Source organism: Halalkalicoccus sp. NIPERK01 (assembly GCF_030287405.1).
Taxonomy (GTDB): Archaea; Halobacteriota; Halobacteria; order Halobacteriales; family Halalkalicoccaceae; genus Halalkalicoccus.
In genome coordinates, this window is sequence record NZ_JASVVV010000001.1 from 365,554 (window position 1) to 380,715 (window position 15,162).

General features: G+C 66.2%; 20 protein-coding genes. 12 read left to right on the forward strand and 8 right to left on the reverse strand.

Going from position 1 to position 15,162, the window contains the following annotated elements:
* The first annotated feature begins 106 nt into the window (after nt 1-106).
* From QRT08_RS01915 to QRT08_RS01935, 5 genes are all read left to right on the forward strand, one after another.
* On the forward strand, nt 107-328 hold the full coding sequence (locus QRT08_RS01915) for a hypothetical protein (protein ID WP_286043987.1): 222 nt from the start codon (nt 107-109) through the stop codon (nt 326-328).
* Between the two features lie 108 nt (nt 329-436).
* Entirely contained in the window at nt 437-763 is a 327-nt protein-coding gene (locus QRT08_RS01920) for a cupin domain-containing protein (RefSeq protein ID WP_286043988.1), read from the forward strand.
* Between the two features lie 76 nt (nt 764-839).
* A complete protein-coding gene (locus tag QRT08_RS01925) occupies nt 840-1,325 on the forward strand; it encodes a halocyanin domain-containing protein (protein WP_286043990.1) in 486 nt (161 codons plus the stop codon).
* A gap of 45 nt (nt 1,326-1,370) precedes the next feature.
* On the forward strand, nt 1,371-2,030 hold the full coding sequence (locus tag QRT08_RS01930) for a uracil-DNA glycosylase family protein (RefSeq protein ID WP_286043992.1): 660 nt from the start codon (nt 1,371-1,373) through the stop codon (nt 2,028-2,030).
* A gap of 44 nt (nt 2,031-2,074) precedes the next feature.
* Nucleotides 2,075-2,791: a ThuA domain-containing protein gene (locus QRT08_RS01935; RefSeq protein ID WP_286043994.1), complete on the forward strand. Its 717-nt coding sequence runs from the start codon at nt 2,075-2,077 to the stop codon at nt 2,789-2,791.
* On the opposite strand, the gene QRT08_RS01940 is transcribed toward QRT08_RS01935, so the two are convergent.
* On the reverse strand, nt 2,788-3,066 hold the full coding sequence (locus tag QRT08_RS01940; protein ID WP_286043996.1) for a DUF7550 family protein: 279 nt from the start codon (nt 3,064-3,066) through the stop codon (nt 2,788-2,790). The genes QRT08_RS01935 and QRT08_RS01940 overlap by 4 nt on opposite strands.
* 85 nt (nt 3,067-3,151) lie before the next feature.
* On the opposite strand from QRT08_RS01940, the gene hisF reads away from it, so the two are divergent.
* A complete protein-coding gene (gene hisF, locus QRT08_RS01945; RefSeq protein WP_286043997.1) occupies nt 3,152-3,964 on the forward strand; it encodes an imidazole glycerol phosphate synthase subunit HisF in 813 nt (270 codons plus the stop codon).
* Nucleotides 3,965-3,967: 3 nt separating this feature from the next.
* On the opposite strand, the gene QRT08_RS01950 is transcribed toward hisF, so the two are convergent.
* A complete protein-coding gene (locus QRT08_RS01950) occupies nt 3,968-4,261 on the reverse strand; it encodes a DNA-directed RNA polymerase subunit L (RefSeq protein ID WP_286043999.1) in 294 nt (97 codons plus the stop codon).
* A gap of 547 nt (nt 4,262-4,808) precedes the next feature.
* On the opposite strand from QRT08_RS01950, the gene QRT08_RS01955 reads away from it, so the two are divergent.
* A complete protein-coding gene (locus QRT08_RS01955; RefSeq protein WP_286044000.1) occupies nt 4,809-6,440 on the forward strand; it encodes a rhomboid family intramembrane serine protease in 1,632 nt (543 codons plus the stop codon).
* On the opposite strand, the gene QRT08_RS01960 is transcribed toward QRT08_RS01955, so the two are convergent.
* Together QRT08_RS01960 and QRT08_RS01965 are read right to left on the reverse strand one after the other, a co-directional pair.
* Nucleotides 6,416-7,036, reverse strand: a complete 621-nt coding sequence (locus QRT08_RS01960; RefSeq protein WP_286044002.1) for an METTL5 family protein — start codon at nt 7,034-7,036, stop codon at nt 6,416-6,418. The two genes, QRT08_RS01955 and QRT08_RS01960, sit on opposite strands and share 25 nt — an antisense overlap.
* Nucleotides 7,037-7,067: 31 nt before the next feature.
* Nucleotides 7,068-7,457: a DUF7961 family protein gene (locus tag QRT08_RS01965; protein WP_286044004.1), complete on the reverse strand. Its 390-nt coding sequence runs from the start codon at nt 7,455-7,457 to the stop codon at nt 7,068-7,070.
* Nucleotides 7,458-7,554: 97 nt separating this feature from the next.
* Between QRT08_RS01965 and QRT08_RS01970 the strand changes: the two genes are divergently transcribed.
* Nucleotides 7,555-7,722, forward strand: a complete 168-nt coding sequence (locus QRT08_RS01970) for a hypothetical protein (RefSeq protein ID WP_286044006.1) — start codon at nt 7,555-7,557, stop codon at nt 7,720-7,722.
* Here the strand turns inward: QRT08_RS01970 and QRT08_RS01975 are convergent, their stop codons facing one another.
* Together QRT08_RS01975 and QRT08_RS01980 are read right to left on the reverse strand one after the other, a co-directional pair.
* Entirely contained in the window at nt 7,723-8,790 is a 1,068-nt protein-coding gene (locus QRT08_RS01975; RefSeq protein WP_286044008.1) for a cell division protein FtsA, read from the reverse strand.
* Between the two features lie 61 nt (nt 8,791-8,851).
* On the reverse strand, nt 8,852-9,736 hold the full coding sequence (locus QRT08_RS01980) for a cell division protein CdpA domain-containing protein (protein WP_286044009.1): 885 nt from the start codon (nt 9,734-9,736) through the stop codon (nt 8,852-8,854).
* Between the two features lie 99 nt (nt 9,737-9,835).
* On the opposite strand from QRT08_RS01980, the gene QRT08_RS01985 reads away from it, so the two are divergent.
* Nucleotides 9,836-10,765 carry an alpha/beta hydrolase gene (locus QRT08_RS01985; protein ID WP_286045017.1) on the forward strand — a complete coding sequence of 310 codons (930 nt, stop codon included), beginning with the start codon at nt 9,836-9,838 and terminating at the stop codon, nt 10,763-10,765.
* Here the strand turns inward: QRT08_RS01985 and QRT08_RS01990 are convergent.
* Nucleotides 10,704-11,327 (reverse strand): hypothetical protein, encoded by a 624-nt coding sequence (locus QRT08_RS01990; protein WP_286044011.1) that lies wholly within the window; start codon nt 11,325-11,327, stop codon nt 10,704-10,706. The two genes, QRT08_RS01985 and QRT08_RS01990, sit on opposite strands and share 62 nt — an antisense overlap.
* A 77-nt stretch (nt 11,328-11,404) precedes the next feature.
* Nucleotides 11,405-12,439, reverse strand: a complete 1,035-nt coding sequence (gene dph2 / locus QRT08_RS01995) for a diphthamide biosynthesis enzyme Dph2 (protein WP_286044013.1) — start codon at nt 12,437-12,439, stop codon at nt 11,405-11,407.
* An 89-nt stretch (nt 12,440-12,528) separates the two neighbouring features.
* Between dph2 and QRT08_RS02000 the strand changes: the two genes are divergently transcribed.
* From QRT08_RS02000 to QRT08_RS02010, 3 genes are all read left to right on the forward strand, one after another.
* Nucleotides 12,529-12,921: a YlbF/YmcA family competence regulator gene (locus QRT08_RS02000; RefSeq protein WP_286044014.1), complete on the forward strand. Its 393-nt coding sequence runs from the start codon at nt 12,529-12,531 to the stop codon at nt 12,919-12,921.
* A gap of 309 nt (nt 12,922-13,230) precedes the next feature.
* Nucleotides 13,231-14,061 carry an MBL fold metallo-hydrolase gene (locus QRT08_RS02005; RefSeq protein ID WP_286044015.1) on the forward strand — a complete coding sequence of 277 codons (831 nt, stop codon included), beginning with the start codon at nt 13,231-13,233 and terminating at the stop codon, nt 14,059-14,061.
* 119 nt (nt 14,062-14,180) lie between these two features.
* Nucleotides 14,181-15,089 carry a phosphoribosyltransferase HisG-related protein gene (locus QRT08_RS02010; RefSeq protein ID WP_286044017.1) on the forward strand — a complete coding sequence of 303 codons (909 nt, stop codon included), beginning with the start codon at nt 14,181-14,183 and terminating at the stop codon, nt 15,087-15,089.
* Nucleotides 15,090-15,162 lie beyond the last annotated feature (73 nt).

Consider the following 15,162-nt stretch of genomic DNA (forward strand, 5'->3'; position numbering starts at 1 on the left):
ACGGAAGGGAAACGGTACGAACCCGTTTCCGTTTCTTGCGCGTTCCTTGCTCCGGCCGGCGACAGGTTCATGCTACCATGTAGCGTACCCGATGCGGTGACGCAGGATGTTTCGAACGGCGCGGTCGGACGTGACGCTTCGTGAGCTAGAGCGTCGAATCGCCGAACAACAGCGTCGCATCGAGACGCTAGAGCGGGTCGAACATCGGTTCGTGAGCGTTTCGGACACGGGGTACCAGTGGGAGTGTGACCGCTGTTCGCTCGGCTGGATCGTTCACGACGGCGACGAACTGCGCTGTACGGACTGTGGCTACCTCCGATACCTGTAGCGTCCTCTCGACCGCCGGTGGTCGTGGTCCGTTCGCGCCCCGGAGGTTCGGCGCATCGACCCGGGAGACCGACGGGCTATTTGGACCCCGATGCCGAACGTGGCGTGTATGCCCGACACGTACACGAAGGCGAACTACGCGGACGTCGACCCGGTCGCGGGGTCGTTGTACTTCCTGCGCGACCCGCTCGACTGCGAGAACCTCGGCGTGAGCGTCCTCGAGTGTGACCCGGGCTGGACCGGCAAGGAACACGACCACGCCGACGAGGGTCACGAGGAGGTCTACCTGCTGGTCGAGGGCGAGGCGACCGTCGTCATCGAGGACGAAGAGGTGGCGATGGCCGAGGGCGACGCGGTCAGGATTCCGGGCGAGGCGACGCGGCGGATCGAGAACGGCGACGCCGAGAGCCGGTTCGTCCTCGTCGGCGCACCCTAGCGAATGGATAGCACGAACCACTCTCGCGGCGGTTTCAGGCCGCTTTTTCGCCCTCGGCGCGTACTCCGAGCCTGACATGAGATCCGACCCCCCTTTCGATCGCCGCACCGTCCTCCGGGCTGCCGGCGCGCTCGTCGCGGTCGGCGGGCTGGCGGGCTGTACCGACGACGGCAGTGGCGGCGACGAACCCGACTACGAGACGGTCCCGGACGAGGAGGAACCCGACTACGGCGGGTGGCTCGACGCCGCCGAAACCTACGACGGCACCGCCGACTTCCGCGGTGAGAACGAGGTCACGGTCGCGGTGGGGGCGGGCAGTCGGGGCTACTCGTTTTCGCCCGCCGCGATCATGGTCGACCCCGGCACCACGGTGGTCTGGGAGTGGACCGGAAACGGCGGCGGCCACAACGTCGCCGAGGAGGACGGGGTCTACGAGAGCCCCATCGAGACCGAGGAGGGCCACACGTTCGAACACGCCTTCGAGGAGTCGGGCGTCTCGCGGTACACCTGCATCCCCCACGACCAGCAGGGGATGCGCGGGGCGGTTTCCGTCGCCGAGTGAGGACGAAACCGCGAGCGTTTTACTCGACTGTCGAGAACGGGGGGCGTGGAGAACGTCACCGATCGGACGAGCAACCCCTTCGGGATGCGTCCCGACTGCGGGTCGGCGTGTTCCCCTGGGATCGAGGCGGTCTTCGGCTACGGCGACGCCAACGCCGACTTCCACGTGATCGGCGACCACCCCGGCGTCCACGGCGGCGCACGGACCGGCGTTCCCTTCACCGACTCGCCCGCCGGCGAGGCGATTCAACGGACCCTCTTCGAGACCGGCTTCGCGAGCGAGCGCTACGCCGACGCGCCCGAACTGGACGAGTGCTTCCTGAGCTACCTCCACATGTGCTGTCCGCCCGAGGGACGCGATCCCGCGCCGGAGGAGTACGACGACATGGAGCGGTTTTTCGACGCGGAACTCCGGGCGATCGCCGCACACGTCCTGTTGCCGGTCGGGGCGCGGGCGACCGAACACGTGATCGACAACTACACCGCGCAGGTCGAGCGCATCGAGATCGACATGACGGCGCTGCACGCGAGCGAGATCCGCGGCAGCGGCTTCCTCGTCGTCCCGATCCGCGACCCCGCCGAGTGGATCGAGGGCGACGGGGGGCGCCTGATCGACTCGCTTTCGGTGATCCGGGGCAGCGACTACCGCCGGACGGCGGACCTGAGCCGGTTTCTGGGCAACGACGAGCTCTACTTCGTGCGCTGACGGCCCATCGGTAGTTCCTTTTCCCCCCGCGGCGAGCCTCGCGTATGGTCACCGTCACCGTCTGGAACGAGTTCCGCCACGAGCGCGAGAACGACGACGCCCGCGAACAGTACCCCGATGGCATTCACGAGGTGATCGCGGGATTCCTCGACGAACGGGGGTTCGACACTCGAACGGCGACGCTCGACGAACCCGAACACGGGCTGACCGAGGAGGTCCTCGACGACACCGACGTCCTGACGTGGTGGGGCCACATCGCCCACGACGAGGTCGACGACGAGGTGGTCGACCGGGTCCAGGAGCGCGTCCTCGACGGGATGGGGTTGCTCGCCCTCCACTCGGCGCACTACTCGAAGGTGTTCAAACGTCTGATGGGCACCTCCTGCTCGCTGAAGTGGCGCGAGGACGAGGAGCGTGAACGCCTCTGGGTCGTCGAACCGGGCCACCCCATCACGGAGGGGGTCGACGAGTACATCGAACTCCCGGAGTCGGAGATGTACGGCGAGCGCTTCGACGTCCCCGCGCCCGACACCCTCGTGTTCACCTCGTGGTTCGAGGGGGGCGAGGTGTTCCGATCGGGCTGTTGTTTCCGTCGGGGTGCCGGCAAGGTCTTTTACTTCCGGCCGGGCCACGAGACCTACCCCGTCTACTACGAGCCGGAGATCCAGCAAGTGCTCGCGAACGCGGTCGAGTGGGCCGCTCCCACGGGGGGACCGGATCCCGAGTTCGGAGAGCGCGACCCGCTCGAACCGCTCGATTAGAACAGGAGCGGAATCCCGAGCGTGACGAGGAGGCCGACGAGGAGGACGGCGACGCCGATCCCGGCCTGCCGCATCGAGTAGGGGCTCTGCGGGGCAGTCGTGCGCTCGGCGAGCGGCGTCTTGACGGTGGGCTGTTCCTTCTCGGGGGCGCTGACGGCGGCCTCCTGGGCGCCGGGGTCCTCGTCGGTCATTCCGGTGGCGTCCTCGCCGGTGGCGTCGACTCGCCCCTCGGCCTCCGCTTCCTCGTCGGGGACGCGGTCGTCGTGATCGCTCATACGAACGCCTCGTTTCGCGCGGCTCTTAAACGCACCTCATCGCCGGTCGAAACCCTCAACCCCGTTTCGAGCGAACCTCGGGTAGATGCTGACCAAACGGATCATCCCCTGTATCGACGTCGACGTCGACGAGAGCGGAGAGGCGGCCGTCTACACCGGCGTCAACTTCGAGAACCTCGAATACACTGGCGACCCCGTCGAGATGGCCAAGGCCTACAACGAGTCGGGCGCAGACGAGTTCGTCTTTCTCGACATCACCGCCTCGGCGGAGGGCCGGGAGACGATGCTCGACACAGTCTCGCGGGTCGCCGACGAGGTGTTCATTCCCCTCACCGTTGGCGGCGGGATACGCACTACTAAAGACATCAAGGAGACCCTCAGAGCGGGCGCGGACAAGGTCTCGATCAACACCGGCGCGCTCGAACGCCCGGAACTGATCACCGAGGGGGCCCGGGCGTTCGGCAGCCAGTGTATCGTCATCAGCGTCGACTCCAAACGCCGCTTCGACGAGCGCGGCGAACACTACGCCGAGGTCGACGGCGAGTCCTGCTGGTTCGAGTGCACCGTCAAGGGCGGACGGGAGGGGACCGGTATCGACGTGGTCGAGTGGGCCAGCGAGGCCGAGTCACGGGGCGCGGGCGAACTGTTCGTCAACTCCATCGACACCGACGGCACGAAGTCGGGCTACGACATCCCCGTGACGCGGGCGGTCTGTGATGCCGTCTCGACCCCGGTGATCGCCTCCTCGGGCGCCGGCGGGCCCGAGCACATGCAGGAGGTGTTCGAGGAGGCGGGCGCGGACGCGGCGCTCGCGGCCTCCATCTTCCACTTCGGGGAGTACTCGATCGCGGAGGTCAAAGAGTACCTCGACGAACGGGACGTTCCGATCCGGATCTAGGGTTCAGGCCGCGGCCGAGGCATCGCGGAACGCGTCGCGAAAGGCGTCGGTCGCCCCGCGGATGTCCGCGGCGGCGCTCGCGATCGCGTCGAGCGGATCGACGCCCTCCTCGGTGGTCACCGTCAGCACGGGATCGGTCTGGCCGCCCGACTGCTCGGGGTTCATGTCGTAGGTCGCGGCCGTCACGCCGTCGGTTTCGAGCAGCGCGCCCTTGAGGACGTTCATGAAGGTGTGGTCCTCGCCGGCGATCTCCAGCGCCAGTTCCTGCTCCTCGCGCGAGAGTACGCGTAGTTCCATGGCGCGCCCTTGGCGTGTGGCGCGTTTCAAGCCTTCGAAAGCCCTCGGAATGCACTGGCGGTCGAAAATCGTATCCGCGATTTTCGGGTCCACAAGAAACGCTTCGCGTTTCTTGGGACGTGCATTCCTCGCCCTTTTCATGTCCAAGAAAATCTCCGATTTTCTATGACCGCCGGGTACCGCCGAGTCGCGGTGCGCGACAGCGAGGGACCGAAGGTCCCTCTGGCCGTTCGAGCGGGCCGAAGGCCCGCGAGAAGATCGCGCACCGCTTCCGGGAAGGCCAGCCCTCCCCGTTCGCTTCGCGGCCCGCGGGCCGCGAAGCGAGGCCGCTCGTGTGTAGTAGGACTGAAAGAATCAGGGGTCGCCGGAGGCGGGACGTCAGAGACACACGATTCCCGCGCACGCTGGCAGTGTATCGGCGTTGAGGCCGATGTGTTCTCGAATGGAAACAGTTAGCCATTATTTCACGGGCGTTTCTCAAGCGACAACACGCCGCCGAGGATGTGAGAAGCACAACCCTCAATTCGACCCGCGTCGTGGGAGGGGTATGGCGGTCGCGGACGCCCCCGTGTCCCTCGGGTGGCAACTGCTCGTCGTCGGCGTGCTGATCGCGTCGGCCCTGCTGGCCCTCCGACTCGCCGGCCCCGAGCGGCGGGTCCGATCCGCCCTGCGAGAGCGGTTCTACCTCGGCGTTCCGTGGGGCTCTCTGCTAACCCTCGGCGGCGTTCTCGCGGTCTACCTGTTCGTCCAGCGGGGGCTGTGGCACTGGAACGACCCCCTCGCGATCCCGTTTTCGGCGTGGTCGTACTTCTACCCCCTCGGGGTGCTGTTCTCGGCGTTCGCTCACGTCGGACCCGGTCACCTGCTCGGCAACCTCACCACCGCCCTCGTGTTCGCGCCGCTCGCGGAGTACGTCTGGGGGCACTTCCCCGAGCGAACCGCCGACCACGGTCCGCTCACTGATCCCCGAATCCGGGCGTTCGTGGTCTTCCCGCTCGGCGTGTTCGGCGCGGGCATCGCGATGAGCCTCTTCACCTGGGGGCCCGTGATCGGCTTTTCGGGCGTGGTGTTCGCCCTGATCGGGTTCGTCCTCGTGCGCTACCCGCTCCTCACGGTGGTCGCGCTCGCGGCCAGAGGGGCCGTACGCACCGTCACCGACGCGCTCGGGAACCCCGTCAACGTCGTGGAGGTGAGCGCGAGCGTCTCCCCGCCGTGGTGGTACGGAATCGCGATCCAGGGTCACGTGCTCGGCTTTCTCGTCGGGATCCTCGCCGGCGTGGCGCTACTTCGACGCCGCAGGGTAGCGACGGACCCGCTCAGGCTCTGGATCGGGACCGTCCTCACAACGCTCTCGCTGTCGCTGTGGGCTGTCTGGTGGATTCGCGGCCCCGAGACGTACGTCCTCTATCGGGCGCTGGGTGTCGCGCTCGTGGTCGCGCTCGCGGCGCTGATCAGCGCCGCGCTCACCGCGAGCGAACGCCCGCTAGCGGGGAGCGTGACCCGCAGACAGGCCGCGAGCGCCGCGCTCGTCGTCCCCCTCGTCGTCATGTGTCTCGTCGCCGTCCCGTTGAACCTCGCGGTCGTCGACAGCCAGCCCCGCGAGGCGTCGATGACCGCCGGCGACTACACCGTCTTCTACGACGAGGAGGTCGAAAACCGGATGTTCTCGGTCGTCGACGTCGAGGCGTTCGGCGAGACCACGGCGGTGACCACGAGCGGCGTGATCGTCACCAGTCCCGACCGGCACGTCTGGGGCCAGGAGGTCTCGACCGCGGAACTCGAAACCTACGGGGACGCCACGGTCAGGGTCGGCGGGCTGACCTGGAGCGAGACGGTCGAGGTCGAACGGACGGGCTGGGTGGTCGGCGACGAGACCGTCTATACCGTCTGGCTCGAGAGCGATGGCGAACGGACCCACGCCTTCGATTCGGAACCCGCGAGCGCCGACGCCGTGGTCGACGGCCGGGCGATCACCATTCACAGCGAGTCGGGGACGTTCTACGTCGAGGTCGAAGACGAGACCGGTACCGAGCGCGCCCCGATCCCGGCACGCGGCGGGGAGCGAACGGTCGGCGGGCTCTCGATCGAGAACGACGAGGGGACGCTGGTCGCGAGCGACGGCCGGACGGTCGTCTCGATCGCCCACGAGGAGACCTACGCTCCGCGGGACGATCGGTAACACTCCGCTCGGATCGTCTTCCGGTCGCGTTCGTGGAACTCGAACTGGCTGTCGAGGTCGAACGCGAGTTCGTAGGCGTGGGTCACCTCCCAGCCGCGATCCCCGAGAAACGACTCGACGAACCCGCGGCTGCCGGCGTTGTGGATCGAGTAGACCACGTCCGCGATCTCGAGGGCTGCCGCCAAGAAGCGCCGATCCGCACCCCGGTGTCCCCGCTGGGCGCCGAACGGCGGGTTCATGAGCACGGTCGCGTTCGCGGGACACACCGGGAGGCGGCCGCCGTCGCCGAGCACCCAGTCGGGGCTGCGAGGTGGCTCCACGAGCCGTTCGTTCTCGCGGGCGGTCACGAGCGCCGCGGGGTCGACGTCGAGGCCGATCACCCGCTCCGGAGTCCGGAGTGCGGCCCCCAGCGCCAACATTCCGGTGCCGGTCCCGAGGTCGATCACCGTTCCGTCGAGGTCGCCCCGGAGGTCCGCGAGGTGGACGAGGTGGGCGGCGATGTCGGCGGGCGTCGGGTACTGTTCCAGTTCGACCCGCGGGGTCTCGAACCCCCGGACCCGGGAGAGTCGCCGTTCGAGCGCCCGCTTCGTGTCCATACCGGGAGGAAGGCGAGCGGACGGAGAAGCGTTAGGGTTCGAGCGCGAGCGGGCCGTCGAGTTCGAGGGTCACGCCGTCGCGCCGGGCGCGTTCGGCACAGGCGGCGAGCGCCGGCCTGACCTTCCGCTCGTCGCCGACGGAGTCGAACGAGACGGTGAGGGTTCCGGCCCCCAGAAAGGCCGCGGCTCGGATGTGGTCCCGGATCCGTTCGGCCTCCTGTTGGGTCGAGAGCGAACAGTCCTCCTTGAAGCAGGCGTCGACCGTGAGCCGGGCCGGAACGAGCCGTTCGCCGGCGAGGTCCGCCTTCAGGTCGCGCAGGTAGTCGGGGGCGGTCGAATCGAGCGCGTCGCCGTCCACCCGGACGGGGGTGGCCTCCTCCGGTCGACACGGCTCGACCGCGGGACGCTGTAGCGTGCTCATCTCGTACGCTCATACATGGTGGATATACAAAAACCTTTGTAGATGCCCAACAGTAATCGGCCGGTGCGGTTATGTGGCCGCCGTCGGTGGGGAGGACATGGACTGTCCTCAGTGTGGGAGGACGCTTTCGCGCTACTCGTTCGGGGAGCGCGACGCCGTGGGCTGTGAGGCGTGTGGATACGTCGGTGTGATCGCCGATCACACGAGCGCGCCGAGAGAACTCGAATCGTGGGACGTCGCGCTCGATCGCTTCCGCGGGCGCTGACTACTCCCCGGCTTCCGCCTCGTCCGCGTCGTCCGTCTCGTCGGACTCGCCGCCGTCGGTCGCCGCGGCCTCCGTGCTCGGCGCTCGTTCCCCCTCGTCCGAGCGGGCGGCGACGAGCGCGCCGCGGGCCACGCTGTAGAGCGGCTCGCTCGCCTGCTGGACGCCGCTGACCGAGAAGGGGATGTCGGCGTCCTCGAGGTGGTCCTCGAAGAGTTTCTCGAAGCCGCGGGGACTCGAGGTCCCGCCGGTGACGACGACGGGCACGTCCAGTCCCTCCTCGACGTCCTCCTCGTTGACCTCGCGGGAGATGTGTTCGATCACGTAGTCCAAGAGGTTCTCGTAGTAGATGGCGAGCGCGCCCTCGACGCCACCGATGTCGGTCCGGAAGTCGAGTTTGAAGTCGTCCTCCTTGATTGAGGTCACCTTGTCGACCGGCGTCCCGGTCGCCTGGGCGGCCTGCTCGTCGATCCAGTCGCCGCCGCGAGCGACTGAGAAGGTCATGACGGGCACCGCGTAGTAGGACAGACAGACGTTGGTCATGCCCGCCCCGAAGCTGATTCCCAGCCCCGTGAAGTCCCGATCCGCGAGTTCCGAGTAGATGACCGCCATCCCCTCGTTGATCGGCTCGACGTCGTAGCCCATGTCACCGAGGAACGATTCCACGGTTTTCTCGTGATAGAGCGTCGAGAGCTCCGAGTCGATGGGGTCGGCCGGACTCGAGAAGAACAGGCGCTCGTTTCTGTGTGCGGGTTCGCCGACCACCTGTTCGGTGATGAGCTTGATCATCGGGATGGCCGAGCGCTCGTTGCTCGAGAGGATCCCGTGTTGCATCGGCCGTCTCGTCTCGCGGTTGAAGATATTCGCGAAGTTGAGCGCGTCGTCGCCCACCACGTACACCCGGTCGTCCTTGCGGATGTGCAGTACGTCGCTTCGCGAGAGCATCTGCTCCGCCATGTCCGAATACTCGATCTCCACGAAGGAGTTTCGCTGCTGGACGAAGACGGTGTCCGAACCGTCCTGCTGGGCCGAGAGGATGTTCATCGTGCCGACGTCGAGTCCTTTAGCCATAGTTGTATGATATACTGATAGATAATAAATCTATCTAAAAATAGCACAAATAAAATATGTCTCAGGAGCGGTCGAGGATACTCGCGATCCGCGTCCGGAGACGCTCGAAGGGGGTGTCCTTCGTCGCCAGCGCCTCCGCGCGTTTTCGCTCGCGCAGTTCCGAGAGCGCGGCGGCCTGATCGTCCGTGCCGCTTCCGGTGGCCTGCTCCTTCCGACCGCCCTGCAGGCCCTGGAGGTTCGCGACCGCCCCCTCGACCGCGGTGCCGGAGGCGCGCGTGGTCGGTGCCTCCACCCGGTCGAACGAAGAACGGTCCACGTCGTCGGTACCGGTGTCGACGGCGAGTTTGCGCGTCTCCTTCCGTCGGATGCCGCCCCACGAGAGGTTCACGCCGTCCATCGCCTCTTCGATGTCGCGAGCCACCCGCTCGTCGCTGATCTCCTCGCGCGGGTCCTCCTCGACCGGCGCCGGCCGCGAACGTTCGAGGTGGTGGGCGACCAGCGCCGCCCCCGTCGAGGCGACGACGATCGCCAGTCCCCCCGCGTAGAGGGCGATCCCCTGGGCGCTGTAGTCCGCCGCGGTCTGGACGTTCCAGTTGCTCGGGTAGACGGCAAGGAAAAAGGCCATCGAGGCGAGACAGACGGCGATTCCTACGCCCGCCCCGTACAGCGCCCGGCGGCTCACGGGGAGGAGGACGACGATGCCGACCATGCCAGTGGGTAGGCCCAGCGACGCGAAGACGACCGCCACCTGTCGCAGGGCCCAGTAGAACTCGCCGCCGGGTTCGACGCTCGCGCTCCACAGGAACAGCGCGAGCCCACAGACCGCGAGGGCGATCCCGCCGACGAACAGCCCGAACCCGGCGTAGACGTCCGTGCGCGCGTCCGGCTCGCCGATATACCGCTCGTACCACTCGAAGAGGACCGATACCCGGGAATCCGTGGCCATTGCCGAAGTAGTATGCGAGCCATAGTATCAATATCTTTTGGTTATTAACATAGAAATTATATGACGAAGGCTAAGGATCGGGCGTTCGAGCGGTCGGACATGGCCGAACTCGACCCACAGGCCGAGGCGTTGCTCGAAACCGTCGAGACGATGGGACTGCCGCCGACGTACGCGCTCTCCCCCGAGAGCGCCCGCGAACGGTTGGCCGAACTGTTCGCGAGCGAGGGCGAACCCGTCGACCGCGTCGAGGACTTCTCGATTCCCGGACCCGACGAACCGGTTCCGGTTCGCCTCTACGCGCCCGCGGGCGACGGCCATCCCTTGCTCATGTTCTATCACGGCGGCGGGTGGGTCATCGGCGACATCGAGACCTACGACGCGGTCTGTCGCGCCCTCTCGAACGCCGCCGACTGTGCGGTGCTCTCGGTCGACTATCGACTAGCCCCGGAACACCCGTTTCCGGCGGCCGTCGAGGACGCCTACGCCGCCCTTGAGTGGGCCGCCGAGTACGCCGAACGGATCAACTGCGATCCCCGGAGGGTGGCCGTCGGCGGCGACAGCGCCGAGGGCAACCTCGCGGCGGCCGTCTCGCTGATGAGCCGGGATCAAAAGGGTCCCGAGATCGCCCACCAACTCCTCGTCTATCCCGCGGTCGCCTCGCCCGCGGTCCACGCGTTTCCGAGCTACGAGGAGAATTCTCAAGGATATCTGCTCGAAGCCGCGAGTATCGAGTGGTTCCTCGAGCGCTACCTCCCCGACCCCGTCGATCACCGGAACGCCTACGCCGCGCCGCTGCTCGCACGGGACTACTCCGACCTCCCTTCGGCGACCGTTCTGACTGCTGGCTTCGACCCGCTTCGCGACGAGGGACGGGAGTACGCCGATCGGCTTGAGTCGGCGGGCGTCGAGGTCACTCGCCACGAGTACGAGGGGATGATCCACGGGTTCGTGAACCTGCTCGACCACCTCAACGCTGCGGGTGAGGCGATCGAAACGCTTGGCGAGGATCTCCAACGGGCGTTCCGGTAGGTTGTCCCGCTCCGACCGGACACAGGGACTCGAAAACGGATCTCAATCGGGGCGTTGGGGGGTTGTAGGTGTACGCCACCGAGAACTTGGTCGGTGCTTTCGCGTCCCGGACCCAGTACTCGACGACGGTCTGGACCGCGAGTTCGTCCGATTCGTCCCGCGTGTCCATCACGCGGTAGGTCGATTCCATCGCCGATCCGTCGAACGTCGTCGCGTCGCTTTCGAGTTGCTTCGTCTTCGGCAACACGAGTCCGGCGAACGTGAGAAAACCCTCCTCGAAATCCGTGTCCTCGAACTTCGCGGCGAACACCTGGTCCTCCTCGCGGATATACTCCCAACGGACGCGTTCTGCCTCGCTTCGGGTCGTGATCAGCGCGAAGTACTGGTGGGGATACGCGCTGTCGAAGCTGATTCCGGTGTCGGCGACGAGCGCCTCCTCGGTCCGGATGGATCCGCCCCGTCTGAACTGGTATCTCTCCGTGAAGGGGAGATCGATACAGCCTACAACGGACCCAGCACCGACCGCGGCGAGACCGAGAAATCCTCTCCGATTACGAGTCATATATCGACAACATCGCCAATATATATATATATAATTTTAGATGAGAAGTGAATTGATGAGAAAGTGGGTACGGAGACCTACCAGGTGCCGTGGAACGTGTCGAATTCGAGGGAATCGAGCGGCTCGTTCCCGACCGCGATCTCGTACTCACCCGGAGTCAACATCGGCTTGTGGAACTGCGGGCCGTCGTCGGTGGTGATACGGGGACAGCCGGTGTTGACGAACGCGTCCATGTCGAAGTTTCGCAGGCGGTCGGGGGTGACCTCGTCCATCGTGATCAGGTAGGCGTTCTCGTTCTCGTCGACGATCCTCTCCGCTTCGTCCCACCGGCCCTGTCCGATCTTCGTACAGAAGATCACGCCCCACTTCTCGGCGTCCATCGCGCGGTGGACCGCCCCGTAACGCTGTTTCATGAATTTCTCAGTATCCGCGATCGTGACGACGTTGTTGACGGGGTCGGCGATCACGACGTTCTTCTCGGGGTGTTCCATCGCCAGCCCGAGCGGGTGGAATTTCCCGCCGCCGACGTACAGCACGTTGTCGGCGTCGATATCGGCGGAAGCGTAGTTACAACCCAAGACCTGTCCCTCGTGTGTCAGCCGGTCGTCGCCCTTACGGGTGTGAACGGTGTAACCCCGCTCCTCGAGGAACTCGCGCATCTCCTCGAAACGGTTCATGTGCTGGGCGGTGGTGACGAGGCCGACCTCCTCGCCCTCGATCTCCTCCAGCGATTCCTCGATGATCGGGAGGACCTCGACGTTCGAGAAGAGAGGCACATAAATGATCTTCTCCGATTCCTTCATCGGGGAGTGGCCGAAGTGGACGAAGACGTCCGTTCGGCGCATCATGTAGGTGTCGAGATCGCAGGCGCCGTAACAGGGCTGGCCCGACATCATGACGGTGACGTCCTCGGGCAGGAGCTCCCGGAGGTCGTCGGTGACCTTCGGACCGCGGCGTTTCAGCCCCTCTGGGAACTGCAGGCCGACCTTTTTGGCGTCCCGGTCGTGGACGGCCTCAACGATTCGGTCGAGTTCGTAGTCCCACTCCCGGTCGTGTTTCAGGGCCATGCCCGTGTTCCGCAGATCGCCCTCGGAAAAGTCGTTCTGGCTCATTACCCCGTGTATCGGCCGCGGGCGTTTAACCTCGGCGCTTCGGGGTGGGTTCCGGCAGGTTGAAACGGCCGGCGACCGAAGGACGGACAATGAGCGTCGAGACCCACTCCAGTACCGAGGAGACCGGTATCGAAGACCTCGCAGGCGAACTCGGCGAGTCGATCGCCCGAACGGAGGAGTACGCGGCCTACGAGGCGGCCCAAGCGAAGGTCAAGGAAAGTGAGCACGCCCAGGGCAAGATCGACGAGTTCGAGGCGCTCCGTCAGGAGTTCATGCTCGCCCGCCAGACCGGCGACGCCACCCAGGAGGACCTCCGAAAACTCCAGCGGGCGCAACAGGAACTCCACGAGATCCCCGTGATGGCCGAGTATCTCGAGGCCCAGGCGAAACTCGACGCGAAACTCGAGGCGATCAACGAGGCGATCTCCGACCACCTGAGTGTCGACTTCGGCGAGCAGGCCGGCGGCTGCTGTCAGGACTAGCCACGCACTTTTTTACTTCGTTGGGTGTCCTCGCGCTAACGCGCTGCGGGCACCACGCCTCGTAAAAACCTGCACTATGACCAGAAGTCTCCGACTTCTGGTTGTCAGCCAGAACGCAGTGCGTTCTGGCGATAAAAGGCCGCTCGCTCCTTTCAGTCGCTTGCGGTCGAACTCCTCAAGCAGGCCTGCCCTTCCCCGCCCCCCTCACGCGGCCGCCGAATGTGGGCGACCGCGTTCGTGGTGGCCACCGCACCCACTGCCTTCGAAAAGACCGGTACAATTAGGGCGCTGTCTCGTGCATACTCGGCCATGACACGAAGCGACTGGGGCGACTGGCTCGTCCGCGAGATCGAGGAGAGTTCACCCGAGGGCGTCGCGGTCTGGTATCTCGGCTGCAACGGCTTCGTCCTCAAGGCCTCGGACGGAACCACCCTGTTCATCGACCCCTATCTCGGGACCGGCGACCCGCCACGCACGGTCAGGATGATCCCGGTACCGTTCGACCCGAAGGACGTCGCGGAGGCCGACGCGTTGCTCGCCACCCACGAGCACACGGACCACGTCCACGGCGAGAGCCAGGCCCCGATCCTCGAAAATACGGGGGCAACGATGTACGCCCCCGAGGACAGCCTCGCGGTCGCACGGAAACAGGAGGCGTGGCACGAGGCGTGGGACCTCGACGACGAGCAGTTCGTCGACGTCTACGAGGGCGAGGCCCACGGGATCGGTCCGTTCACCGTGAACGTCGAACCCGCGAACGACCCCGACGCCACCCAACCAGTCAGTTACGTGATCGAACACGACGCGGGCACGTTCTTCCACGGCGGCGACGCCCGCCCCGGCGAGTTCGAGGCGATCGGCGAGGACTACGACATCGACCTCGGGGTGCTGGCTTTCGGAACGGTGGGAACGATCCCCGACAAGGAGACGGGCGAGCGGGTCCGAACGAAGTGGTACAGCGACGAGACCCAGATCGTCGAGGGCGCGAACGACCTCCGTCTCGACCGCCTCCTCCCCAGTCACTGGGACATGTGGCGCGGGCTGACCGCCGACCCGAAGGCGCTCCACCACCACGCAAAGGGCTTCGAGTATCCCCGACGCCTCGAACTCGTCGAGATCGGCGATCGCGTCGACCTCTGACCACGAACACGAACTCATACAGTAACGTCACCGCCGCGCGACCGGATGGGTGTGGCGTTCGGTACCGAGTAGACCGCCGAGGCGTAACCCGTTTATCGGAGAACGCCGTCGAAGGGGCAATGACAGCGACGATCCCGGTGGCCGTTCCTCGAAAGGGCCGACCGCTGGAGGCCGTGCTCGATCGGCTCGCGACCCGTATGGGGGCGACCGAGGTCGCCGACGAGATCTGTTCGACGCTGCGCTACGAGAAGGCGATCACGAAGGGGAACACGGAGCCGGACCGAAACGTCTACGATCGGCTGGCCGACTACAGCGACCTCTCGGACCCCACGCGGCCGGAGTACACCCTGCTTCGGGACGACCGCGACGGGAAACCCCGGCGGGTCGTCTTCGACAGCCTCACCCTCACCGAGGGCGACCTGCGCCTCCAGTTGATCGGCCGCGAGGAACCGTTTCGTGCGCTCCGCACCCACGAGTTCGCGCTCGGCTTCGACAGCGCGGACCTCGTCCTCGAGGAGGTCGTCGAACTCCGCGCCGACCCCCTCTCGACGATCGCCGACGTCAACGAGCGGATCGACCCGCGGGACACGGACGTCCGGGTCGTGACCGGACTCGGCGACACCGTCCACCACACCCTGCTCGGACGACCCGACGTCGTCCCGGCCGGCGGCGACGGACCGACCCCCTCCCGAGAGTTCCTCCGCGAGTACGAGGGCCCGCTGTGTATCTCGCCGCGCTACGAACGGCTCGTCCGGGCGGTCCTCGGAACCGAGGTCACCGACAGCCTCGACTTTCGCTACCCGACCTCCGGGCGCGAGGAGGAGGCCGACATCGCCGACGTGGGCCTCGGCGTCTATCTCACCGTGAGCGGCGCGACCGCCCGTGAACACGGCCTACAGGTCGGCGAACAGCTCTTTCCCAGCGAGACGGTCCTGATGGAGAACATCCCCGAGGCCGGCCACGAGGCCGCCCGCCGAGCGAAAGCGCTGTTCGATGGGTTCGACCTCGAAACCGAGATTACCGTATAGAAGTAGTTGGAACCGGGAAAGCCGACGGTGGATAGATACTCTCCTATTCGCCTCTCTAGATACTGAAAATATG